Below are 20755 nucleotides of genomic sequence, written 5' to 3' on the forward strand. Positions count from 1 at the left end.
TTAATCAGCTTGAAACACCCTTACATAATCTACTACCATCCTTTGAGGAAATGAAGTAGAAGCATTGGGATATCCAGGCCAATTGCCTCCCACAGCTACGTTGAGTAAAAAGAAGAACGGTCTTCTAAACTCATCCAATCCCTGAGGTCTTATGTCAATTTCATGGTAAGGTACATTGTCCAATAACCAGATGATTTTTTCAGCATCCCAGATGATCGAAAAGACATAGAACTTGTCATTGAAGATGCCATCTGACAAGGTTTTACTACCTCCAAAATTGGCATAAGTACCATTATTGTCCCAATGGACCGTTCCATGAACAGTATCATCCCTTCCTGATTGACTTCCACCGATCAATTCCATAATATCGATCTCGCCGCATGCAGGCCAACTGACTTCTGTGATATTGTCACCCAACATCCAGATGGCAGGCCAAATCCCCTGCCCTTTGGGAAGCAAAGCCCTTACGTCTATTCTTCCATAGGTAAAAGACTGCATGTCTTGGGTCTTGATCCTGGAAGAGGTGTATTCTTTACCTCCTACCCTTTCCTCTTTGGCTTCAATGATCAGATAGCCATCAGTTACAGTAGTATTTTCCCTTCTGTAAAACTGAGATTCATTATTTCCCCATCCGCAAAGATTCGGGCAACCGTCTCCGAGTTCGTGGACCCAATCAGAGGAAAGTGAACTCCCTTCAAACTCATCTTGCCATACTAACCTGTAACCACTGTATTCCTCAGGACTCACATAGCCTTCATCTGGAATCAATCCTCCGGCGACAGTTTCGGCTATGGTTACATTGACTACCTCAGAAATAAAATCTTCCTCAGTTGTATGTGCCTGAACGGTAATTTGAAATTCACCAGACTCTCTATAAGTATAACTAGCCTGATTCCCAGCGACCCTTTGAGGCACCTCGCTCCCCACTCCAAAACCTACTTTAAAGAAATTGACATTGTCTGCTTGGAAAGTTACTGAAACCAAGCCGGATTCTGTTTGGTCAACCTCTACTGTAAGGTTTGAAGGCAACAACACTTTTTGGTCCACTTCTTCCTGACTGCAGGAATGGCTGAGCCATGCAGTCAGGAGAAATAGAGCTAGTATTTTAATCTTACCCATTACAATGATCATTTTTAGTCATTTGGCACCAAGACAAATGTCCACCAAACGCTACCACTATCAGTGATATCTAACACCAAAGTCAACTCTTGGGTTTCTTCATCATAAGCTGCAACTGTATAAGTTATAGAAGCATCAGCACTAGGAGGGCCTTCAGAATACTCTCCACCATTGAAGGCTTTGGCAAGTGCAATAAAGGCACCTGTACCAGTTACAGTGATTTTTGGACTTGAATCCGGTGTACCACTGGTAAATTCAAATGTATGAGTACCAGAAGCCCATGCTTCTCCAGGCGTTCCATCCAAATTAGACTCAGGCTGACAGCCTTCTTCGGCAACTCCCATATAGAATTCTGCAAAAACATCACCTTGAGCATCATACTCATAGACACCATCAGAATTGAAAATATACAAATCATTGAACAAACATGCCCTATCATCCGATATATCTACACCGTTAGGGAAAAACTCATCGCTTAAAGGTGCTGGTCCCACTCCGAATGCGCCAGCAGCCGGCTTCAGGGTCCACTGCTTGGAACCATCTCCTACAAGATCTTCAAAAGTAAAGTTAATATCTCCAATTTCTGGTTCTTCTGGCTCAGGAGCTTCCCCTTCCTGACCTTTAGGTACCAATCTGATGTACCAAGCAAGCTCTTCATTGGCTCCATCGACAAACCTCAAGAACATCTCATTTTCTTCCAGATTAACTATTTGATAGCTTCTCGTTCCTGCAAAATAGCCTAGAAAACCACCTTCAGATATGGTTAAAACCGGATACTCATCTTCTGCCTCTTGAAGGCTCCAAGTCAAATTATCTGGTGCCGTATAAGGTGCAGAAAGGTCACCTACTCCCGGATCAAATGCTTCAGGGAAATTTGAACCTTGTTCTACGTTTAAGTACACAAGACCATTGGTTTCCATTATGAATCTTGAGTTGTCCAATAAGAAAGTATACTCATCTGTGTACATGCCACTTCCTTCTTTTTCCAATGCTTTGGCAGCATACCATTGTGGAAAATCACCCTCTTGTGAAGGATTTGGGCCTACACCAAAGTGCCCATCTCTATTGGCATCAATTACCCATGTCTTCCCATTGGCCTGAGCCGCTCCTCCTGTCAAAAAGTTGAAAATCGGGCTATCAACCAGCGTAGGGTCGTCTTGTTCTATCACTACATCAGTGGAGAAGCTTGCACTCCCATTATTGTTAAAAATGGTTAGGGTCACAGTGTAGGTTCCTGCATTTGGATAAATACCCTGAGCTGTTTTTCCTTCCGCTGTAGAGCCATTACCCAAATCCCACTGCATCAGGAAAAACTCCTTGTCAGCTGTAAAATCAATAATATTGGCTGTTTGGCTACTTGGTGCAAAAGAAAATCTGGCATCCTCGGTAGTTGGTGGTGCGTCATCGAGATTTTCGTCATCGACACATGCCGCCAAGAATATGAATGGCAGCAGCATAAATAAGAGGTACTTTCTGTAATTTTTCATTTTGTTTTTGGTTTATTTAATATCCTGGGTTTTGATTCCAATTTCCTCCCGCAAGGTCTATCTCTACTTGCGGTATAGGGAAAAGCTCATGTTTTCCCTCCTGAAACCCTTGAATGGTTTCGGCAGCTTTACCAGTCCGGACTAGGTCAAAAAACCTATATCCTTCACCCGACAACTCTAGTCTTCTTTCTTTTAAAATATCATCAAGGAGTACTTGACCCGAACTGTTGATGGCATTCATTCCAGCACGTTCCCGCACCTTATTCAGCTCCGTTCTGGCTCTTCCATCATTGCCTGTTCTGGCAAAAGCCTCAGCTGCCATCAATAATACATCAGCATACCTGATTGCTCTGTAGTTTAATGGACTGGTAAGGTCATCGTCAGGAAGACCGCGCTCGTCCAATCTTTTGATATACTTGTTGTTGTAGTATCCAGTATGTCCTCCAGCCCCTTGGGCATAACTGATGGCGCTTGGGTTTGGCTGAGAAGCTATAAAAGCCTCTATGTCAAGTATGGTTGCGTCTCTTCTTATGTCTCCAGGACTAAAAGCATCATAAAGGTTTTGAGTGGGCAGATTATAGCTGTTTCCGTCACCATAAAGTGGCCCATTGTATTGCCTGATTCCATGAAAACCAACGGCAAGATTACCTTGAAGGCAAACAAAACATCCATAATCTCCGCCTTGCTGTCCAGAATATTGGATAGTAAAAACGTCCTCATTGACATTTTCATTGACCACATAAAAGAGTCTTGAAAAATCCTCAAACAAGCCATATCCTGCCTGATTATTAGAGATGAGGTCATCAAGTACGGAAGCAGCCTCGGTGAATTTGTTTTGATACAACAACACCTTTCCCAAAAGCGCCATAGAGGCTCCTTTGGTAATCCTTCCTACCTCAGGTTGAATCCAAGGCAAGACTTCTATAGCTACCGCCAAGTCCCGCTCGATTTGAGCATAGATATCTTCTTTGGGCGTTCTCTCAGACCTTGCGATTTCACTCAAAGAAATCCTCTGATCTACAATCAAAGGCATATCTCCAAAATAAGTCACCAGGGTAAAGTAATAGTATGCCCTCAAGAAATGGGCTTGCGCCAAAAGCTGTTCTTTACCTGAAAAATCCAGTTTATCCTGAAACTCAAATATGTAATTTACCCTTGCGATACCCGTATAGTTAAAACGCATCACGTCCCTTAATTCGGCATTGACACCACCATGTGCCATATTGTCTATTTCATGCAATCCTTGGGTATCTGTTACACTTTCCCCGCCCGCAATGGAATTATCTGAAGCTATCTCCCCAATAAAAATCTGCAAGTAAGCAGTCTGCATCAAGTCATATGCTCCTATGAGCGCCCTTTCGAAGTCCTCTTCTGTGTTGAAGAAGTTTTCAGCATCCTGGGTAAATTCAGGGTCTATATCCAACAGGCTATCACATGAAGTCATCAAGCCTGCGAAAATCAATAATGTTGATAGTATTTTTTTCATTTTCTTAGAATCTAAAATTGACACCGCCCATGATTGTTCTTGCCTGTGGGTAAACCCCATTATCAACTCCTGCAAAAAGTGGATTTGAAGCCCCTACATCAGGGTCAAAACCCATGTAATTGGTAAGTGTAACCAAGTTGTTGGCAGCGACATAGAACCTCATAGACTGGATTTTAAGCCTCTCGGTAAGTGTTCTTGGAAGTGTATATCCCAATTGTACATTTCTCAATCTGACAAATGAGCCATCTTCTACATAGAAATCAGAGAAAACTGTGTTTCGTGTCTGACCTGTGGTAAGTCTCGGTACGGTATTAGATGTTCCTGGGCCAGTCCATCTGTCAAGGTTGTAGGCAAGTTGATTTGCAAAGGGCTGCTGTCTTTCATAGTTCCTGATAATGTCCTGCCCAATAGCCGCATACACATTGGCAGAAATATCAAAGCCTCGAAAATCTGCACCAAGGTTTAGTCCCATAATAAAATCAGGTATCGGAGAACCCACAAAAGTCCTGTCATTGTCATTCCCAAAACTGATCACGCCATCTCCATTTTGGTCCACGTATCTCAAATCCCCCGGCCTTGCGCCTGACTGAGCAACTGGATTGGTAGAAACTTGCTCTTGCGTTTGGAATATCCCATCAGTCTGGTATCCTACAAAGTATCCTATAGGAAACCCTTTTTCGAATCTGGACACAATATTGCCCCCCACGCCAAAGCCTGCTCCGGGGATGAAGTCAAAGCCTTCCGGCACTTTGGTTACTTCATTTTTTATAAATGTGATGTTATAATCTACCCTAAAATTGACACCTCTTGGCCGCTGTGTGGCATAGCCAAGCTCCAATTCCAAACCTCTGTTTGTAACATTACCTGCATTGACTACCGGAGGTGCACCACCCGCTCCGTATGATCCCAAAAGTGCTGACACTTCAGGTTGGAACAATAAGTCTCTGGTGTCCTTGATAAAGTAATTGGCCGTGAAATCAATCATTTTGAAAAGTGTAAAATCCAGTCCAATATTGGTTTGGTAGGTCGTTTCCCACTTCAAGTCTGGGTTACTCGAAGTTCCTATGGCAGCACCATTGGTAATCAAGCCGTCAAATACATACCTCCCAAGACCATTGAGCAAACCTCTATACCTGAATAGTCCAATCTGATCGTTTCCGGAAATACCAAAGCTTGTTCTCAGTTTAAGGAAATCTATAAAATCAACATTGAAAAAGGATTCTTCTGAAATTAACCAGGCTCCTGAAACTGCAGGAAAATAGCCAATCCTGTTATTGGGGCCGAAGTTGGTAGATCCATCTCTTCTCATGACGGCCGAAAAAAGATATCTTCCTTGGTAATCATATTCACCTCTGATAAAGACCGAAGAGAGTCTTTGCCGTGCCTGAAAAGAACCAACGTTATTCAAAAAACCACCTGGAGCTTGATTGGCCGAAATATCGGCGAGTTCAAGATCATTGTTTGGGATATTAAAACCAATCCCATTCAGACCCAAGCTTCTATTGCCTAAATAAGACACCCCTACCATTCCTTTTACGCGATGATCTTCTTTGAAAACCCTGTTGTAGTTTAAAAATGCCTCGAAATTGTAATCCAAAAAGGTATTTCTAGACTCATTTACAGAGGCTCCTCTTTCAACATCAAGTTCACCGATGTTAATGATAACAGGGTCAAGACTTTCATTGCGGGCTGTATTGGCAAATTTCCCTGTCCCATACCAAACCAACGGATTGAAAGCCTTGGAATCTACAAGGGCAAAATTGTAACCTGCACGTCCAGTAAGAGAAAAATGAGGATTGATATCGTAAGTAATCTCTTCTTTCCCTACCAATTTGTTGACTAAAGTTTGGTTGTAGGTATTCTCTAACTGTGCTACAGGATTGATGATATCATTCACCCTGTCCAAGTAAGAAAACCTGTCACCTATCGTGATCGGCTCGGTTGGATAAGCATTTACAGCATTGAAGAGGACTGAACCTATCCCCCCTTGAGCTATCCCACTGCTTTGCTCATGGGTGTAAAGAAGTACATTTGTCAACCTTACTTTAGGCGCAAGTTCAGTGGTAAAGTTGATTCTGGCATTGTATCTCTCGAAACTCGCCTTTGGTCCACCCACTATACCTTCTTGTGCAAAGTAAGAGCCCCCGATAGAGTAGGAGGTTTTTTCAGACCCCCCTGTCATGGTAAGGTTGTATTCCTGAATGGGAGCTTCCTGAAAAACTGCATTTTGCCAATCTGTCCCTACTCCAAGATTTGGATTAGCAAAAGGAGCAGTCTGTCCCCCAGCTACAAAAGCTTCATTTTTTAAAAGGGCATATTGGCTGGCATTGAGAAGGTCCAGTTGCCTAGCAGTCTGCTGTACACCGTAATATGCGGATAGGTCGACATTTGCCTTACTGTTCAATTTTCCTTTCTTCGTTTCTATAAGGATTACGCCATTGGCTGCTCTTACCCCATATATTCCAGCAGTTCCGTCCTTAAGGACATTGACTGATTCGATATCATTGGGATTCAGAGCATTCAAGCCGGCTGCGTCATAAATCACCCCATCTACCAAAATAAGGGGATCATTGTCACCAAAAGTACCAATCCCCCTAATCCTGATATTTGAAGTTCCTCCCGGGGCACCACTGTTTGTTGTGATATTTACACCGGCAATCTTACCTTGAAGAGCCTGATCCACCCTCGGCATGTTCATTTTGGTAATGCTTTCCCCCTTTACTTGAGATACTGCACCGGTAAGCTCTTTCTTAGTAGCTGTCCCATAGCCCACCACTATTACCTCACCTAGAGAAGTCAATTCGGATTCGAGCCTGACTTCTATTGGCATACTTGAACTTACCTTGATGATCTTCGCTTGAAATCCCACGTATGTGAGGCGCAATTCATCGCCTTGGGATGCATTGATTTCAAAGGCTCCGTCCAAATCTGTGATGGTGCCGGTAGAAGTTCCTACTTTTAAAATGCTTACTCCAGGAATGGGTATTCCTTCTTCATCAAATACTTTTCCACTCACGGAACCTGTTTGGCTGAAGCCATGAGAACACCAAGCCAATGCAAGCAAAAAACTTAACACATGTTTCATTTATTTTGGATTTAATTGCTCGCACAATCTTGAAATATATTCAAGTCAATCAAAAAATCAGGATACATCAATACTACAACATCAACTCAAAATGAACTTCTCAAAAACTCATCAAAAGGAATAAAAATTGGCGTTTTAAGTATATTTAAGCGGATTTTAAATAAAACTCATGATCAGACACTTTTTCAAATTGACTACAACAAAAAATATTTAGTACCTTCAATTGCAAATTTGTAAATCCCAGATGAGAAATCTTATTGCTTGTTTTTTGACACTGTTGACCTTCGCCTCCTCCAAGGGACAAGAGGTAGAATTTGGCTTGCCATTCAGTAAGTATTATTCCAGCCAAGATTATAATGGGGGGATTCAGAATTATGGTTTTGCTCAGAATGAATCCGGACTGATCTATGTGGCCAACAATTTTGGAATGTTAGAATATGATGGTACAAAATGGAACAGGTATTCACTCCCAAACAGTACCAAGATCAGGGATATTGTCATTGATGAAGAAAACAGGATTTTTGCATCTGGCCAAGGAGAATTTGGTTTTTTTGCCCCTAACAGAAATGGCTATCTGACCTTCACCTCCCTTCTCGATAAACTCCCAGAAAACGAAAGAAACCTGGAGGAAGTCTGGAAAATCTTCCGCCTACACAATTCTATCATATTCTGCACATTCAACCGCTTATTTGTGTTTTCAAAAAACCTTGAACTAGAGTATGTCATCCAGAGCAACAGCTATTTTGAGGGCTTTTTTTCCTCCAACAATCAGATGATAGTTCAAGAAAAAGGATTGGGACTTAAAAAACTGCAGAATCAATCCCTTGAATTATTGGGGAATCCCAAAAGCTTTTCAAATAGCTACATCACTGGATTGGTGTCTACAGGGACAGAGGACAAATTGATTTTCACCCGAGATCAGGGGATATTCATACTCAAGGATGCAGAAGCTAAGGTATGGTCTCCAAAAGGCCTTCCCTCTATTAAAAATATCAGTCATGTATTGAGGCTAAAAGACGGAAAAATAGCCATAGGAACCCAAAACGATGGGGTCTATGTGATCAATGAAAATGGTCAGTTGTATTTCCACATGGACAAAAGCCGTGGTTTGCAAAATAATTCAGTACTCAGCCAATTTGAAGATATCAATGGTAACTTATGGATTGGGCATAACAATGGAGTCTCACTTTTAGAGTTGAGTCTTCCATTCAGGCAAGTGGATAGATTTTCCAACTTATCAGGTACTGGATATGATGCCAAAGTAAAAGACAACTTTGTGTATTTTGGGACTAATAATGGGGTATCGTATCAGCCCTTGGACAAAAGTCAAACGCCTAGCTTTATAGATGGCACTGATGGACAAGTATATCAAATCAACAGTATTCAAAACCACCTCCTTGTGGCACATAATGATGGGGCTTTTGAAATAGCAGGCAATAAATCGGTTCAGCTCACCGATTATCAAGGAGTTTGGAATTTTCAACCCCTCAAAAAATCCCCCAACCACATCATCAGCGGCACCTATACAGGGCTTATCCTATTTGAAATCAAAAATGGAAAAGTTGAATTTTTGAGGAAATTGGAGGGCTTCGATGAATCTTCACGTATCATCCAACAAGATGACGAGGGTCATATATGGATGACGCATGGCTACAAAGGCGTTTACAAGTTGAAGCTCTCAGATGATCTTACATCAGTATCTTCTACATTTTATGGGGTAGAGCAAGGATTGCCAACCAACCTTCTGATCAGTGTTTGGAATATCAATGACCGCTTATTGTTTACTACTGAGTATGGCATATATACTTATAATTCATCAAAGGACAGGTTTGAGCGGGATGAGTTTTTTAGACCTTATTTTGGTGATGAATTCTTAATTACCAGTCTTTTGGAAGACCCACTGGGCAATATTTTTTATATAGGAGAGCAAGAAGTTGGGGTTTTGGAAAAACAAATCAATGGAACCTATCTAAAAAACCATCAAATTTTCAATAAGGTCATCCCCTATTTGAATGATGACCTCCAGAATATTTCACTTATAAGAGGAAATGAAGCCCTATTTGCTGCAAATGATGGGTTTATTTGGTTTAAACTTGAAAGAAATATCCAATTATTTTCTTCGGCATTTCCTACACTTATCCGTTCGGTTTTCCAAACTGGGTCTTCAGATTCTCTGATTTTTACCAGAAACCATCTCCAAGTCTCCCACAGCCCCATCAAATTGCCCTATGAAAATGCAGACCTCAGGTTTGAAGTGACACACCCCACCCCCAACCAAGAGAGCGATGTCATGTTCCAGTTCTGGCTTCAAGGCTTTGAAGAGGGTTTTGGGGAATGGACTACCAAACGCGATAAGGCCTATACCAACCTCAGAGAAGGCAAATACACATTTCATGTGAAAAGCAGAGACCTGTTTGGGAATGAAGGAAAACAGGACAGCTTTGATTTTGAAGTCTTGCCTCCTTGGTACCGCTCTATTGCTGCCTATTTCATCTATTTTGTCCTGTCCGTAATCGCCCTATTTTACACCTATAAATCAGTGGAAAAACGGTATCAGAAAAAAACCAAAAGAATCACTGCCGAACAAAGGCGTAAACTGGAAGAAAAAGAATCTGACCTGCAGCAATCCCAAAAAGAAATCGAACGCCTTCAAACTGAAAAGCTAGAGTCCGAAATCAAGAGCAAAAACAAGGAGTTGGCCTCTGCTACCATGCATTTGATCAATAAAAACGGGTTTATCGACCATACCAAGACCCATTTGACTTCGATCATCAAAAAAAGCAAGAATCAGGAAGTAAAAAGTGAGCTTAACAAAGTAATTCAAAGCATTGAAAAAAACATAAAAGGAGACAAAGAGTGGGAGCAGTTCGAAATTCATTTTGACCAGGTTCACGGAGATTTCATGTCAAGATTCAAAAAAGCTTACCCTGACCTGAGTCCACAGGAAATCAAACTAAGTGCTTATCTGAGGATGAATCTTTCTTCGAAAGAAATCGCTTACCTGATGAATATCTCTACGAGGGGAATCGAAATAGCTCGCTACAGGTTGAGAAAAAAGATTCAATTGGAAAGGCAAGACAACCTTCAGGAATTTATTCTTAAATTCTAGAAGGTAATCACCTCTTTTAATTCAAAAGCCAAAAATAAGAAAACCTTTTCTGCCAGCTAAACTTAGTTGGAGAAAAGGTAAAATGGAAAAGGCAGATTAGTAACACTATTGAAAGGTCTGTTCTTGTTGCACAAATGTTAATTCACTTTTTTCAGTTACCTTTTTATATTCCTGATAAAGCAAGACAATCAAGGAGATTTCAAAAATTGTCAAGAATATAAGTCCGGGAATTGCGAAAATGACGGTCATGAAACTGATACCTGTGACCATACCCAAAGCGCCAACAATGATATAAGTGGGGCCTTTTTCCTTTGAAAGATGAAGAAAGCTTGTAGCAAACAAGACATACACGACACCTGAAATAAGTGATCTTAGCAAGAGGCTAGAGACGATGTCTATCCCCATCCAATAAGTCACTACATCTTCGATCACAAATACTACGGTCAGAATCATCAGGAAGATCGACATGACTTTCATTAGCAGGTTTGAAAAAGATTCTCCAAGTTTATAAAATCCCAATGAAAAAGCCACAAACAACACCGAAACTGATATTTTTAGGAAAGTGTACAAATATCCAAATCCAATCGGAAAGCCTTTCTTATCTATAAGAAGCTGCACATCTAAAAAAGATTCTACCATAGCTAGCGCTATATAAATAATGCCGGCGATAAAAGAAATCCTCAGCCAAGAATTAAGGTTACTTAGTTGGGATTCTTCTTCCTTCTCCATTTCAAGATTTTTTACTTCTTCTGGCTTGACTTCCAATACTTCCAAAATAGCCTTAACAGTAAAAGACCTTGGGGTCACTTCCCCAGCTTCAATCCTTTGAATAGTGCGCACATTAATATTGCAACGCTCCACCAATTCTTCTTGGGTCAATCCTTTGGCCTTTCTCCATTCCAGGATTTTCTGGCCTAATAGCGGTTGTTTCATGTTCATGAGATTTTGTTTGACCATGGCAAGTTGGATTGATTTTTACAAATATAGCCCGAAAAAAGGGAGGATTTCACCCGACATTTAGACGACATTTGGTTTAGAGGCGAGAAATTAGAGGCGAGAGGCTAGAACATAAACCATTGACAGATATGAGTATTGAGGTTTTCAAAACCTCAAAGTCTTTAAAGTAAAATTAAAAAAAGCAATCTGGTCTCCGAATCAATAAAACCCTGATTGCTCCTCAGTTAATATTGTACTCAAATATATTTTATCCATTGGAGGTTGGTAAGGATCATTCATTTTCAAACCTAGGGCATAAAGTGATTTGGATTTTTCCAAATGCTCAATATACTTTTCTTTTTGATCGAGTTTTTTAAATACCAGGGCCAAATAATACCTATTTTCTGCTATATCATTGAATGCTTGTTGCTTTTCAAAACACTCCTTGGCCATATGCAATTCGCCTTGTTCAGCATACATTATCCCAAGATGAATATAATCAAATATCCCCATCATGTAATCAGGTTCTCGGTGTCTTTTTAAGATGGTTTCAATTGCTTTAGACCTATCTCCAAGCGCTTTGTAACATAAGGCCAAAACAATATCCAAATGATATTGACCATTAGCTGTATATCCCATATCATTATTCATGACTTTTTTTAAGAGCAAACAATCCTCTAATGCTCCTTTATAATCTCTAAAAAACTGGAACCTACAACCTGCTCTGTAGCCAAGGTATGTAACTGTATCGTATTCTACAGCTTTGTCTATGAGCTTTTTCCAATTGATAAAATCTCCTGATTTAAGGTAAGAAACAGACTTTGCCCGATAAGGCAAAGCCCACGTAGGATCCATGTCCATCACTCTATCATACACCTCATGAAATTCTTTACTAAACTGATAGAATTCACTGGCCTTATTTGCCTCAAGGCAAGCTTGATACCTAACCATATTACCCTGCTCTTTGAACCATAGACAATTGTATTGTGCTTGGGCAACTTTACTGAAAAAAAACAATGATAAAATAAAAACAAGGCGTCTTAACTCCATGCTAAATTAATTTGGTGGCAACCGTGATTGGATTCTGATATTTATATAATATTTATGGAAGTATTTCCGCAATAGACCCATTTTCAATTTTGAAAATCAAATACTGATAGTAATCGAGACCCTTTTCCTCATCTTCATATCCTATCCATCCTTTTAGTTTTTTTGTCAATTCGAGGATTTGATTGGAAATTGATGTATCAAATGGCCTTTCATCGTAATTTTCATCAGATTCAATAATCCTAAATCTGCCTGTTTGCCAATGACAATTGACTATAAATCGAATCCTAATCCATCCAGATTCATCAATAGATATTGGCTGATAGTGTTCTTTAAAGTAATCGTAAATGGCAATCCTTCCACCTTCATATTTATCAGAATCTCCAAAATTGAAATATTGTAATACGGCATCCTCTTCTCCGCATAATTCAAACCCAACATCATCTAAATTTGAATCTGCTGGAATATCTCCTATCCATCTTAAATACTCATGTTGGGTATCCTTTTCGGTTTTACAAGAAAAAACAGCAAAAATGAGTGGCAAAAATTTGACAAAACGCATAAGTAACAATTTAACTAGAAACAAAGTAACTAAATTATAGCGATACTTTCAGGTTTAATTTCCTCGTTTCAACTTTCAGTGACCTACAACTGGAGTAACAAATGAAAGCAAATACAAGATGCATTTAAATGTATTTTTACTTGTACATAAACCAACAAAAACACACTTTAATTGTCCATAATTCACAATAATGTATAAATTAAATTTTCTTTAAATTCGATAATTTAAATTCTAAATATTTAATTTAAGTCGAAATAAATATTTTTACTACAGTAAATAATTAAAATTTTTATAAATATATTTTTTTTAAAAAAAGTATTATGTCTTATTTTTACAAGTATATAAAATTTTTAACTAATCCTTTTTAAGATGGGAAACTAGGAGGAGAGTGAAAGCAAAAGTTTGGTCTACAAACTACAGAACCCATGCAACAGTAGGTTTTCAAACGGAATCACAAGGAAGAACATCGCGCATTTAATGGAGATTTAAAACTGATGAGATTTCAATTTCTTTATGGCCTAGTGCTTTCTATCCGCTTCCTTACGCTTTAGAGGAATTAATAACAGTCAAATTTATATCCCCTTTAAAATAGACCCATGGTTTTATGTAAGTGGTAACAGATTGAAGTGCCCTACATCACACATTCAGCCTCAGGTATAGAATGGGAAAAAAGAAAGAAAAAAAATATGAAACTGACATTATTTCTTTTGACTTGTATGATTACAGTTTTGAATATGGATCGAATCCATGCTCAAAGTAATTTTTCTATCGGTATCGACGCAGGAGTAAGGATTGAAAAACCAAGCTTTAACGACCCAAAGGGCTATGTCATTCGAAACCTATTGCCAAACAACCCTTATGGAATCTCTGCTACCTATCAAGCCAACGAAAAATGGGGATTTGAATTGGGCTTGTATAGAATTGGCTTTTACAGGGATGCAAACGTTTATTACAACGAACCTGGATACCGACCAATTGTCAGACACGGGAGTTTTGGATCCCCATTTCTATCTACCCTTCAAATCCCAGCTAGAGTAATATATGGGACTGGCTTAGGATTTAGCAAGTTTAGCTTCAATGTATTTTCAGGCTTAAACCTCTATCATCAAGTTCACCCTTCTGATTTTTTTGGTGTCACTTCAGGTCCTGGCACACCTGTCTCACCTGATGGCGCACCGGAATTAAGGTTTGTATCAACAGGTCGTGTAATTGAAAGAACATCTGTAGGAATAGAGGCTGGATTGGAATTGAAATATCTACTTTCAAATTCCTTTTCTCTCGCATATAGGTTCTCTGGTATATTGGGCACAAGAGACAAAATCTTCAATGAGGGATCATATTACTTAGTAGAAAATCCCCAAGATGTCTACTCTTTTGATTATGTTCAAAATGGAACCGCTTTAGTTCATATACTATCGATCAGGTACAGAATACCCAAAAAGAGAGTACCTGAAGCTAATAGGTATTTTGATGGGTATTGATAATTTACCGATTGGTTCCATTCGCCGCGGCGAATGGAACACAAATATGTGAGTCTATAAACTAAAACATTCAAACCCTAAACAGAAAATCATACCCAATTACTCTTCTAATCTTTTAATCCAGAGTCCAGAGTTGAAGCTCATGTTTCTGAACAGCATGAATGATCACTGCATCTATCAAGCCAACCCCCTCATTGATCAAATTAAGGTCATTGGAAAGCATCCCTGCCTCAATAATCAGCAGTGGCTCATCGATCAATGGAACATTCGCCACGAAATCCATGATCATGTTAATTTCCTTTTTGCCTTTGCCCCCTGAATCAACTCTGCAAAAATCAGCTCTAAGCTCCAAACTCTACCGTTTTCCAAGATTTCTTGACAAATTGAAAAGTACTCTGAGTTCCCTCTCAAATATTCAATTCAGTTTGAGGTATCAAAAACAACTCCTTTCATTTTCAATTTATTTCACGAAGTATATTTCATTTCAACAACCCCAAAACCTTAGAAACCGCAGGATTCCTATTCCCCTTCTTCCATACCGCATAAAGCTCTGTCTTCTGTGGGATATTTTTCAGTTCGATAAATCTAACTTTAAGGTCATAACCCTGTTTTAGGGATGTTGGCACAATGGCGACTCCCAATCCAGCCTCCACCAATTTGAAAATGGTCAGGGCATGGACAGACTTATGGGTGATTTTAGGAGAGAATCCCTTATCCTCACAGATGGACATGATTTTGTCGTAGTAAATAGAAGAGTAATCATGGGAAAAGAGAACAAAGTTTTCTTTTTTCAATTGACCAACATTTTTAAAACCATGTTCAGCCAAATGGTGGTCCAATGGCAATACCACCGAAAAAGTATCCTGATGCAGCATTTTCATCTGAAGAACCTCAGGAACCCGTGCCAATCGCACAAAACCCAAATCCAATTTGTCCTTTTCCAGCATTTCTACCTGCAAAGTATTGCTGAGTTCTTCCATGGTAGTCTGGATACCCGGGAATTGTTGGGATATTTTCACCAGCAGTTCGGGCAGGACTGTATGGGCAGCAGAACCTAGGAAGCCTATCCTTAACTCTCCTATGTTGCCTATTGCAATCTCCTTGAGTTGGGATTTGGTAAGTTCGAGGTGATTGAAAATGTAGTCTACTTCAGATTTCAGGTAATGGCCTGCTGCAGTCAGCTCAACCCTTCTCTTGGTCCGTTCAAAAAGCTGTACCTCCAAAATTTCCTCCATTTGTTTGATCTGACGGCTGAGACCCGGTTGGGAGATAAACAAGCGCTCCGCTGCCCTGCCGAAATTCAGTTCTTCAGCTACGGCACGGAAGTATTCTAGGTGTCTTAATTCTATATTCAAGGATCAAAGGATTTAATGCCACAAAGGCACGAAGATTATTTGATTTTGCCACAAAGGCACTAAGGCGCAAAGATTTTTTGATTGCCACAAAGACACAAAGCTATTTTAAATAAGGGAGTTTGAAGCCTAGGTATAACTACTATTACATCTCTACACTTGTTCTTTGCATTTTCTGGATATACATTTTATGAATTTCCTTTTGTGCCTTTGCGTCTTTGTGGCTATACCCTTTTTGAATTTCCTTTGTGTCTTTGTGCCTTTGTGGCTATACTCTTTTTGAATTTCCTTTGTGCCTTTGGGCCTTTGTGGCTATACCCTTTTTGAATTTCCTTTGTGTCTTTGAGCCTTAGTGGCTATACCCTTTTTGAATTTCCTTTGTGTCTTTGTGCCTTTGTGGCTATACTCTTTTTGAATTTCCTTTGTGCCTTTGGGCCTTTGTGGCTATACCCTTTTTGAATTTCCTTTGTGTCTTTGCGTCTTTGTGGCTATACCCTTTTTGAATTTCCTTTGTGTCTTTGAGCCTTTGTGGCAATATTTTTAAGTCTTTAATTCAATTTCGGAATCGCCTAATACCATTCTTGATTAAAGGTACATTGAAGTTAATCAAATAGCCTAAACTCAAACCTGTCAGTTTTAAATGACTGATTATTTGCGCTTCCCAAACAGGGTTTACTTGTTCTACTGATTTGATCTCAATGATAACTTTATCTTCCACCAATAAATCTAATCTCAAGCCTTCATCAAAGCAAATCTCATCATATTGAATAGGAATTGTAACTTGCCTTTTCACATCCAAACCTGCTTTTCTAAGTTCATGTGCCAGACAAACTTCGTAGACCTTTTCCAAAAGCCCAGGCCCAATGCTCCTATGAATTTTGAAAGATGCATTCACAATTACTTTCCCAATTCCCTCTTCTTCAAAACTTAGATCATCATATTCCATCTTTTAAAAGTTTAGATTTAAAAGATAAAATATACATTGTCCCCTTAATAAACTCAAGTCAGCAGTTGAATTTAACCGTTTAATTTTTAATAACCCAGGGTTATTGATAAATGATAAAATTGGTATTTATAATTATGAATAGAACTGACTATTTTTGGAATGAATTGTAATGCCACTAAGACACGAAGGCGCAAAGAAAATGTTAAAACAAAATTGTTGCAATATTTCATTATTGAAAAAAATAAAGCAATAACTATTAATCTACTAAACACAGATGCCAATTCTAAAGAAAACTTAGTGCCTTTGTGGCTGTAAAAATTAAACTTAGTGCCTTTGCATCTCTGTGGCGAACCAAAAAAAATTTTCTTAGTGCCTTCGCGCCTTTGTGGCAAAAACAAAAATATGATGAAAACCTTCCAATACGGCCAACAACACCTTACCGCTTCCATTGCCCTTGGGATTGCTAGGGGTGAAAGAAAGGGCATTCTCACTCCTGAAACCAGGGAAAAAATACGGGCCAGCGCTGCAGCAGTCGAACAGATTGTGGCCAATGGCAAACCTGTTTATGGTATCAATACTGGCTTTGGTCCGCTTTGTACCACGATGATCTCGCCAGATCAAACCCGAAAGCTTCAGGAAAATATCCTCAAAAGCCATGCAGTCGGATTGGGAGAACCCATTCCTACAGAAATCGCAAAACTGATGTTGATTCTCAAGTTGCATGCATTGGCCAAGGGTTATTCGGGAATTCAGGAACAGACCTTGGATAGGATCGTGTGGCATATTGAGCATGATGTAATTCCGGTGGTACCCAAACAAGGTTCAGTAGGTGCCTCAGGTGATTTGGCCCCTCTCTCCCATTTATTTATACCATTGATCGGTTTAGGAAAAGTACAATATCAAGGTAAAACCCTTTCTACATCTGAAGTATTGCAGCAACATCAGTTGGAAGCTATTCACTTAGGTCCCAAAGAAGGATTGGCATTGATCAATGGAACTCAGTTTATGTCAGCATTCGGGGTTAAAGTCCTTGATAGGTTTTACAATATCCTCGCCCATGCCGATATCACCGGTGCCATGATGCTGGAAGGGCTTTTAGGTTCGATCAAGCCTTTTTCCGCCGAACTCCACCAACTGCGTCCTTATCCCGGCAACCAACATGTAGCCCAGACTATCCTTAACCTGCTCCACGAATCCGAAATAGTTCATTCCCACGCGACATGTGCAAGGGTTCAGGATCCATACTCTTTGCGCTGCATGCCACAGGTGCATGGAGCTTCCAGAAATGCCTGGCTACATCTGAAACAAACCTTGGAGATCGAGATCAATTCCGTCACCGACAACCCGGTCGTCTTTGACGAAAACCATACCATCAGCGGTGGGAATTTCCATGGGCAACCCATTGCCATGCCTTTGGATTATGCCTGTTTGGCCGCTTCTGAAATAGGGAATATCTCAGACCGAAGGATTTACCTTTCTTTGGAGGGGGATACTCCTGGAGTACCTAAGTTGCTGTTGAAAGAAACAGGCCTGAACTCAGGTTTTATGATTCCCCAATACACTACGGCAGCTTTGGCAAGTGAGAACAAAGGACTTTGCTTCCCTTCTTCCGCAGACAGCATCCCAACTTCTTTGGGACAGGAAGACCATGTGAGTATGGGAAGTATTGGAGCCAGAAAGGCCCTTCAGGTAATAGAAAATGTAGAAAAAATACTAGGTGTAGAACTCTTCTGTGCAGCACAGGCCGTCGACTTTCATGCCCCATTGAAGTCAGGCAAGATAATGACCGCGCTCTACGAACATGTGCGCACCAAAATCAAACATGTCACCGAAGATCAGATTATGTATGAAGATATGGAGACTGCTATTGAGATGATCCGAAGTGGGGAATTGCTTATCTTAGCTAAAGAAGTTGCTGAAAAAGAAGGATTGGAATTGGAGACGCAATGGTCGGGGGAGTTTGATAGGCTTTAGTTAGTCAAGATTTCAGAATTCAGTTCAAGCTTGTCTGCTCAGGCAGGTCTTCGGACTTGGGCTATCCAGTCTGAAGACTGGAATTAAATAGGTATATTCGCCGAGGTGAATTAAACCAATTCTAGGCTTCATTCTCCCTTCAACTTCAAAAAGATCAAAACAAGGCGATCATCCAAGAGTTCCTCATTTTGCTCATCCCAAAACTCTTTCAAATTACCATCAATAGTTTTTCCCGAATCCAAAGCTTTTTGCACACTGTTATAGAATTCATTGGAATTGATTTTCAACACCACAAAATCATCAATTGTCCATGCGATCGCTGAATTTAGTATCCAACCATCGAGGTCGTTCTCCATATCTTTTATTCTAAACTGCCTTTTGACGTGAAAGTTTTTGTCCAAAATAAACCAATGCGGATCCCCAAGCCCGTGAGAAACAGACAAAATATAATCTTTTTTCAATGGGCCAAAATACCCTAACATGGATACATATTTGTTTTGAACAAATGCTTCCCTATTGTTCCATTGATCCTTCAAAAAATTGATGTGTTCTTCCTTAGGGAAATTGAATTTTCCAAAATCAAAACTGACATATTTTTGACTAAAATCTTCCAAGTTAAAAAAAGCCACCTTGTAGGAATAGGGCGCTACAAACGAAACCAGATTTCTCGAAAAGTCTGGAACAAAACCATATTGATGACTTACTGGAGGTAGACCTTTATCGGTTCTCCCAATATCGAATGAAATCAATAGCTCTCCGTTCTTCAAAACATGGAAATCCGTGCCATGTTGACTATAGTCATCAAAATATGTCAGTTCATACCCCAACCAATAAAATTTATTAAAACCAAAATAAGTGTGATATTTTTCTTCTATCAATTGCCCTTTAAAGTCGAAAACCAAAGTCTTTTTCAAATAATCATCCTGAATGTAAATTTTATTCTCACTTACCGAAAACTCATCGATTTGAATAAACTCATTTGGACCTACCCCTGCCGATTTGAGGATAGTTCTTATTTTTCCTGAATTGTCGAAAACAAATAAATTGTTTAGCTCTTTGTCCTCGACAAATATGATGGAATCCTGAACCACAGTTTTGTAGGGTCGAACTAGGGGAAGAGTAATGTCTTCTTCTAGCAACAAATAATAAGCCTCAGAGAAAATCTCTGAGGCCTTGATTGGAGTACTTTTGCCAAAATCCAGATAAACTGAATCTAATCGGTTTTCTTTAGGCTCCGAAAAGCACCCGAAGAACACTGCCAAAAGACTAATCGCTGGTAAAAGACCTTTTTTCACTTTTTGTTAAAAATTGTAGTAAACAGATTAGCTCAGCATTTCTTCCCATGCCGAACATGGCACTTGGCCGCTCACGTTGCATTGTGCATCTACAGCAGGCCTACATTTCATTACTGTCACACCCTCAGGAGAGTTACAGGATTCATGCTTCTCGTAATATCCCGATGCAATGTTTTGTGCCTCTGAAAATCGACTTGTAAAAGAAATTGTTGCAACTAAGGCGAAACAAAGCAGGATTGATTTTTTCATAATTGAAAATGGTTTTAAATGTTAAAATTATCTAAAGACACTTGAAACTAAATAATTGATTCAAACTTACCAAATCCACTAATCATTGAAAAACAAAAACTTAAGATAAATTGTACTATTCTTATAGTCATTTTCAGAATAATATTTTGAATCTTTCGTTTACCCCCCCCCCCCCCCCTTTTAAAAAAATCATTAAAAAAATTTTCTAACTTTATTTAAAAAAAATTTTTTTTTTTTTTTTTTTTTTTTACTGGAGTACAATTTCAGCTTTCAGCATTAAATCGATTGATACTATTCCTCTTAGTTATCAATAAGTGATCGAATTGGTATTTACAATTATCAGTTCTAAAAGTTAACTTTGATAAAGTAATTGCAAATTCTTAGAAACTATAGGGTCTTAACCTTTGAGGTCTTTCCAGTATATTTATATGCATGGTAAGTTTTCCAGTTAATTAAGACCTTCGGGGTTTTTGGAAACCCCAAAGGTCAGGTGCCGCTAACCTTTGAGGTCTTTTTAAGACCTCGAAGGTTTCCCAAAGACAAAAGCTCAAATTTAAGTCTTTTAGGATTTAAATAATTTATAATCTAAACCTTAAAGACCTTCGGTACGCCACGGCTCACCCAAAG

Annotated in this window: 14 protein-coding genes; 3 read left to right on the forward strand and 11 right to left on the reverse strand. The window is 39.5% G+C overall.

Annotated elements, in window-relative coordinates; all coding sequences use genetic code 11:
* The 4 genes from CLW00_RS09310 to CLW00_RS09325 are packed head-to-tail and all read right to left on the reverse strand — an operon-like array spanning position 1 to position 7177.
* Positions 1-1119 carry a glycoside hydrolase family 16 protein gene (locus CLW00_RS09310; RefSeq protein WP_245917212.1) on the reverse strand — a complete coding sequence of 373 codons (1119 nt, stop codon included), beginning with the start codon at positions 1117-1119 and terminating at the stop codon, positions 1-3.
* 14 nt (positions 1120-1133) lie between these two features.
* Positions 1134-2606, reverse strand: coding sequence for a PKD domain-containing protein (locus CLW00_RS09315; protein ID WP_106133417.1), 1473 nt, complete (start codon positions 2604-2606; stop codon positions 1134-1136).
* Between the two features lie 16 nt (positions 2607-2622).
* The gene (locus CLW00_RS09320; protein WP_106133418.1) at positions 2623-4092 is read right to left on the reverse strand and encodes a RagB/SusD family nutrient uptake outer membrane protein; all 1470 of its coding nucleotides are present in this window, start codon (positions 4090-4092) and stop codon (positions 2623-2625) included.
* Between the two features lie 4 nt (positions 4093-4096).
* A complete protein-coding gene (locus tag CLW00_RS09325) occupies positions 4097-7177 on the reverse strand; it encodes a SusC/RagA family TonB-linked outer membrane protein (RefSeq protein WP_106133419.1) in 3081 nt (1026 codons plus the stop codon).
* Positions 7178-7421: 244 nt separating this feature from the next.
* Between CLW00_RS09325 and CLW00_RS09330 the strand changes: the two genes are divergently transcribed.
* Positions 7422-10286, forward strand: coding sequence for a two-component regulator propeller domain-containing protein (locus CLW00_RS09330; protein ID WP_106133420.1), 2865 nt, complete (start codon positions 7422-7424; stop codon positions 10284-10286).
* Between the two features lie 105 nt (positions 10287-10391).
* On the opposite strand, the gene CLW00_RS09335 is transcribed toward CLW00_RS09330, so the two are convergent.
* From CLW00_RS09335 to CLW00_RS09345, 3 genes are all read right to left on the reverse strand, one after another.
* Entirely contained in the window at positions 10392-11219 is an 828-nt protein-coding gene (locus CLW00_RS09335; protein WP_106133673.1) for a helix-turn-helix domain-containing protein, read from the reverse strand.
* A 222-nt stretch (positions 11220-11441) separates the two neighbouring features.
* Positions 11442-12272 carry a hypothetical protein gene (locus CLW00_RS09340; protein WP_106133421.1) on the reverse strand — a complete coding sequence of 277 codons (831 nt, stop codon included), beginning with the start codon at positions 12270-12272 and terminating at the stop codon, positions 11442-11444.
* 52 nt (positions 12273-12324) lie between these two features.
* Positions 12325-12831 carry a hypothetical protein gene (locus CLW00_RS09345; RefSeq protein ID WP_106133422.1) on the reverse strand — a complete coding sequence of 169 codons (507 nt, stop codon included), beginning with the start codon at positions 12829-12831 and terminating at the stop codon, positions 12325-12327.
* Positions 12832-13517: 686 nt separating this feature from the next.
* Here CLW00_RS09345 and CLW00_RS09350 point away from each other — a divergent pair.
* Positions 13518-14312, forward strand: a complete 795-nt coding sequence (locus tag CLW00_RS09350) for a hypothetical protein (RefSeq protein WP_146131391.1) — start codon at positions 13518-13520, stop codon at positions 14310-14312.
* Positions 14313-14427: 115 nt separating this feature from the next.
* Here CLW00_RS09350 and CLW00_RS21635 read toward each other — a convergent pair whose 3' ends face one another.
* The 3 genes from CLW00_RS21635 to CLW00_RS09365 form a co-directional block, all read right to left on the reverse strand.
* Positions 14428-14601: a hypothetical protein gene (locus CLW00_RS21635; RefSeq protein WP_245917213.1), complete on the reverse strand. Its 174-nt coding sequence runs from the start codon at positions 14599-14601 to the stop codon at positions 14428-14430.
* Between the two features lie 190 nt (positions 14602-14791).
* Complete coding sequence (locus tag CLW00_RS09360; protein ID WP_106133424.1) at positions 14792-15667, reverse strand: LysR family transcriptional regulator; 876 nt, start codon at positions 15665-15667, stop codon at positions 14792-14794.
* 550 nt (positions 15668-16217) lie between these two features.
* Positions 16218-16610 (reverse strand): GxxExxY protein, encoded by a 393-nt coding sequence (locus tag CLW00_RS09365; protein WP_106133425.1) that lies wholly within the window; start codon positions 16608-16610, stop codon positions 16218-16220.
* Positions 16611-17012: 402 nt separating this feature from the next.
* Between CLW00_RS09365 and hutH the strand changes: the two genes are divergently transcribed.
* Positions 17013-18584 (forward strand): histidine ammonia-lyase, encoded by a 1572-nt coding sequence (gene hutH / locus CLW00_RS09370; RefSeq protein ID WP_106133426.1) that lies wholly within the window; start codon positions 17013-17015, stop codon positions 18582-18584.
* A gap of 128 nt (positions 18585-18712) precedes the next feature.
* Here the strand turns inward: hutH and CLW00_RS09375 are convergent, their stop codons facing one another.
* Complete coding sequence (locus CLW00_RS09375) at positions 18713-19879, reverse strand: 6-bladed beta-propeller (RefSeq protein ID WP_106133427.1); 1167 nt, start codon at positions 19877-19879, stop codon at positions 18713-18715.
* Positions 19880-20755: the final 876 nt, after the last annotated feature.

It is taken from the genome of Mongoliibacter ruber (genome assembly GCF_003003005.1).
Lineage (GTDB): Bacteria > Bacteroidota > Bacteroidia > Cytophagales > Cyclobacteriaceae > Mongoliibacter > Mongoliibacter ruber.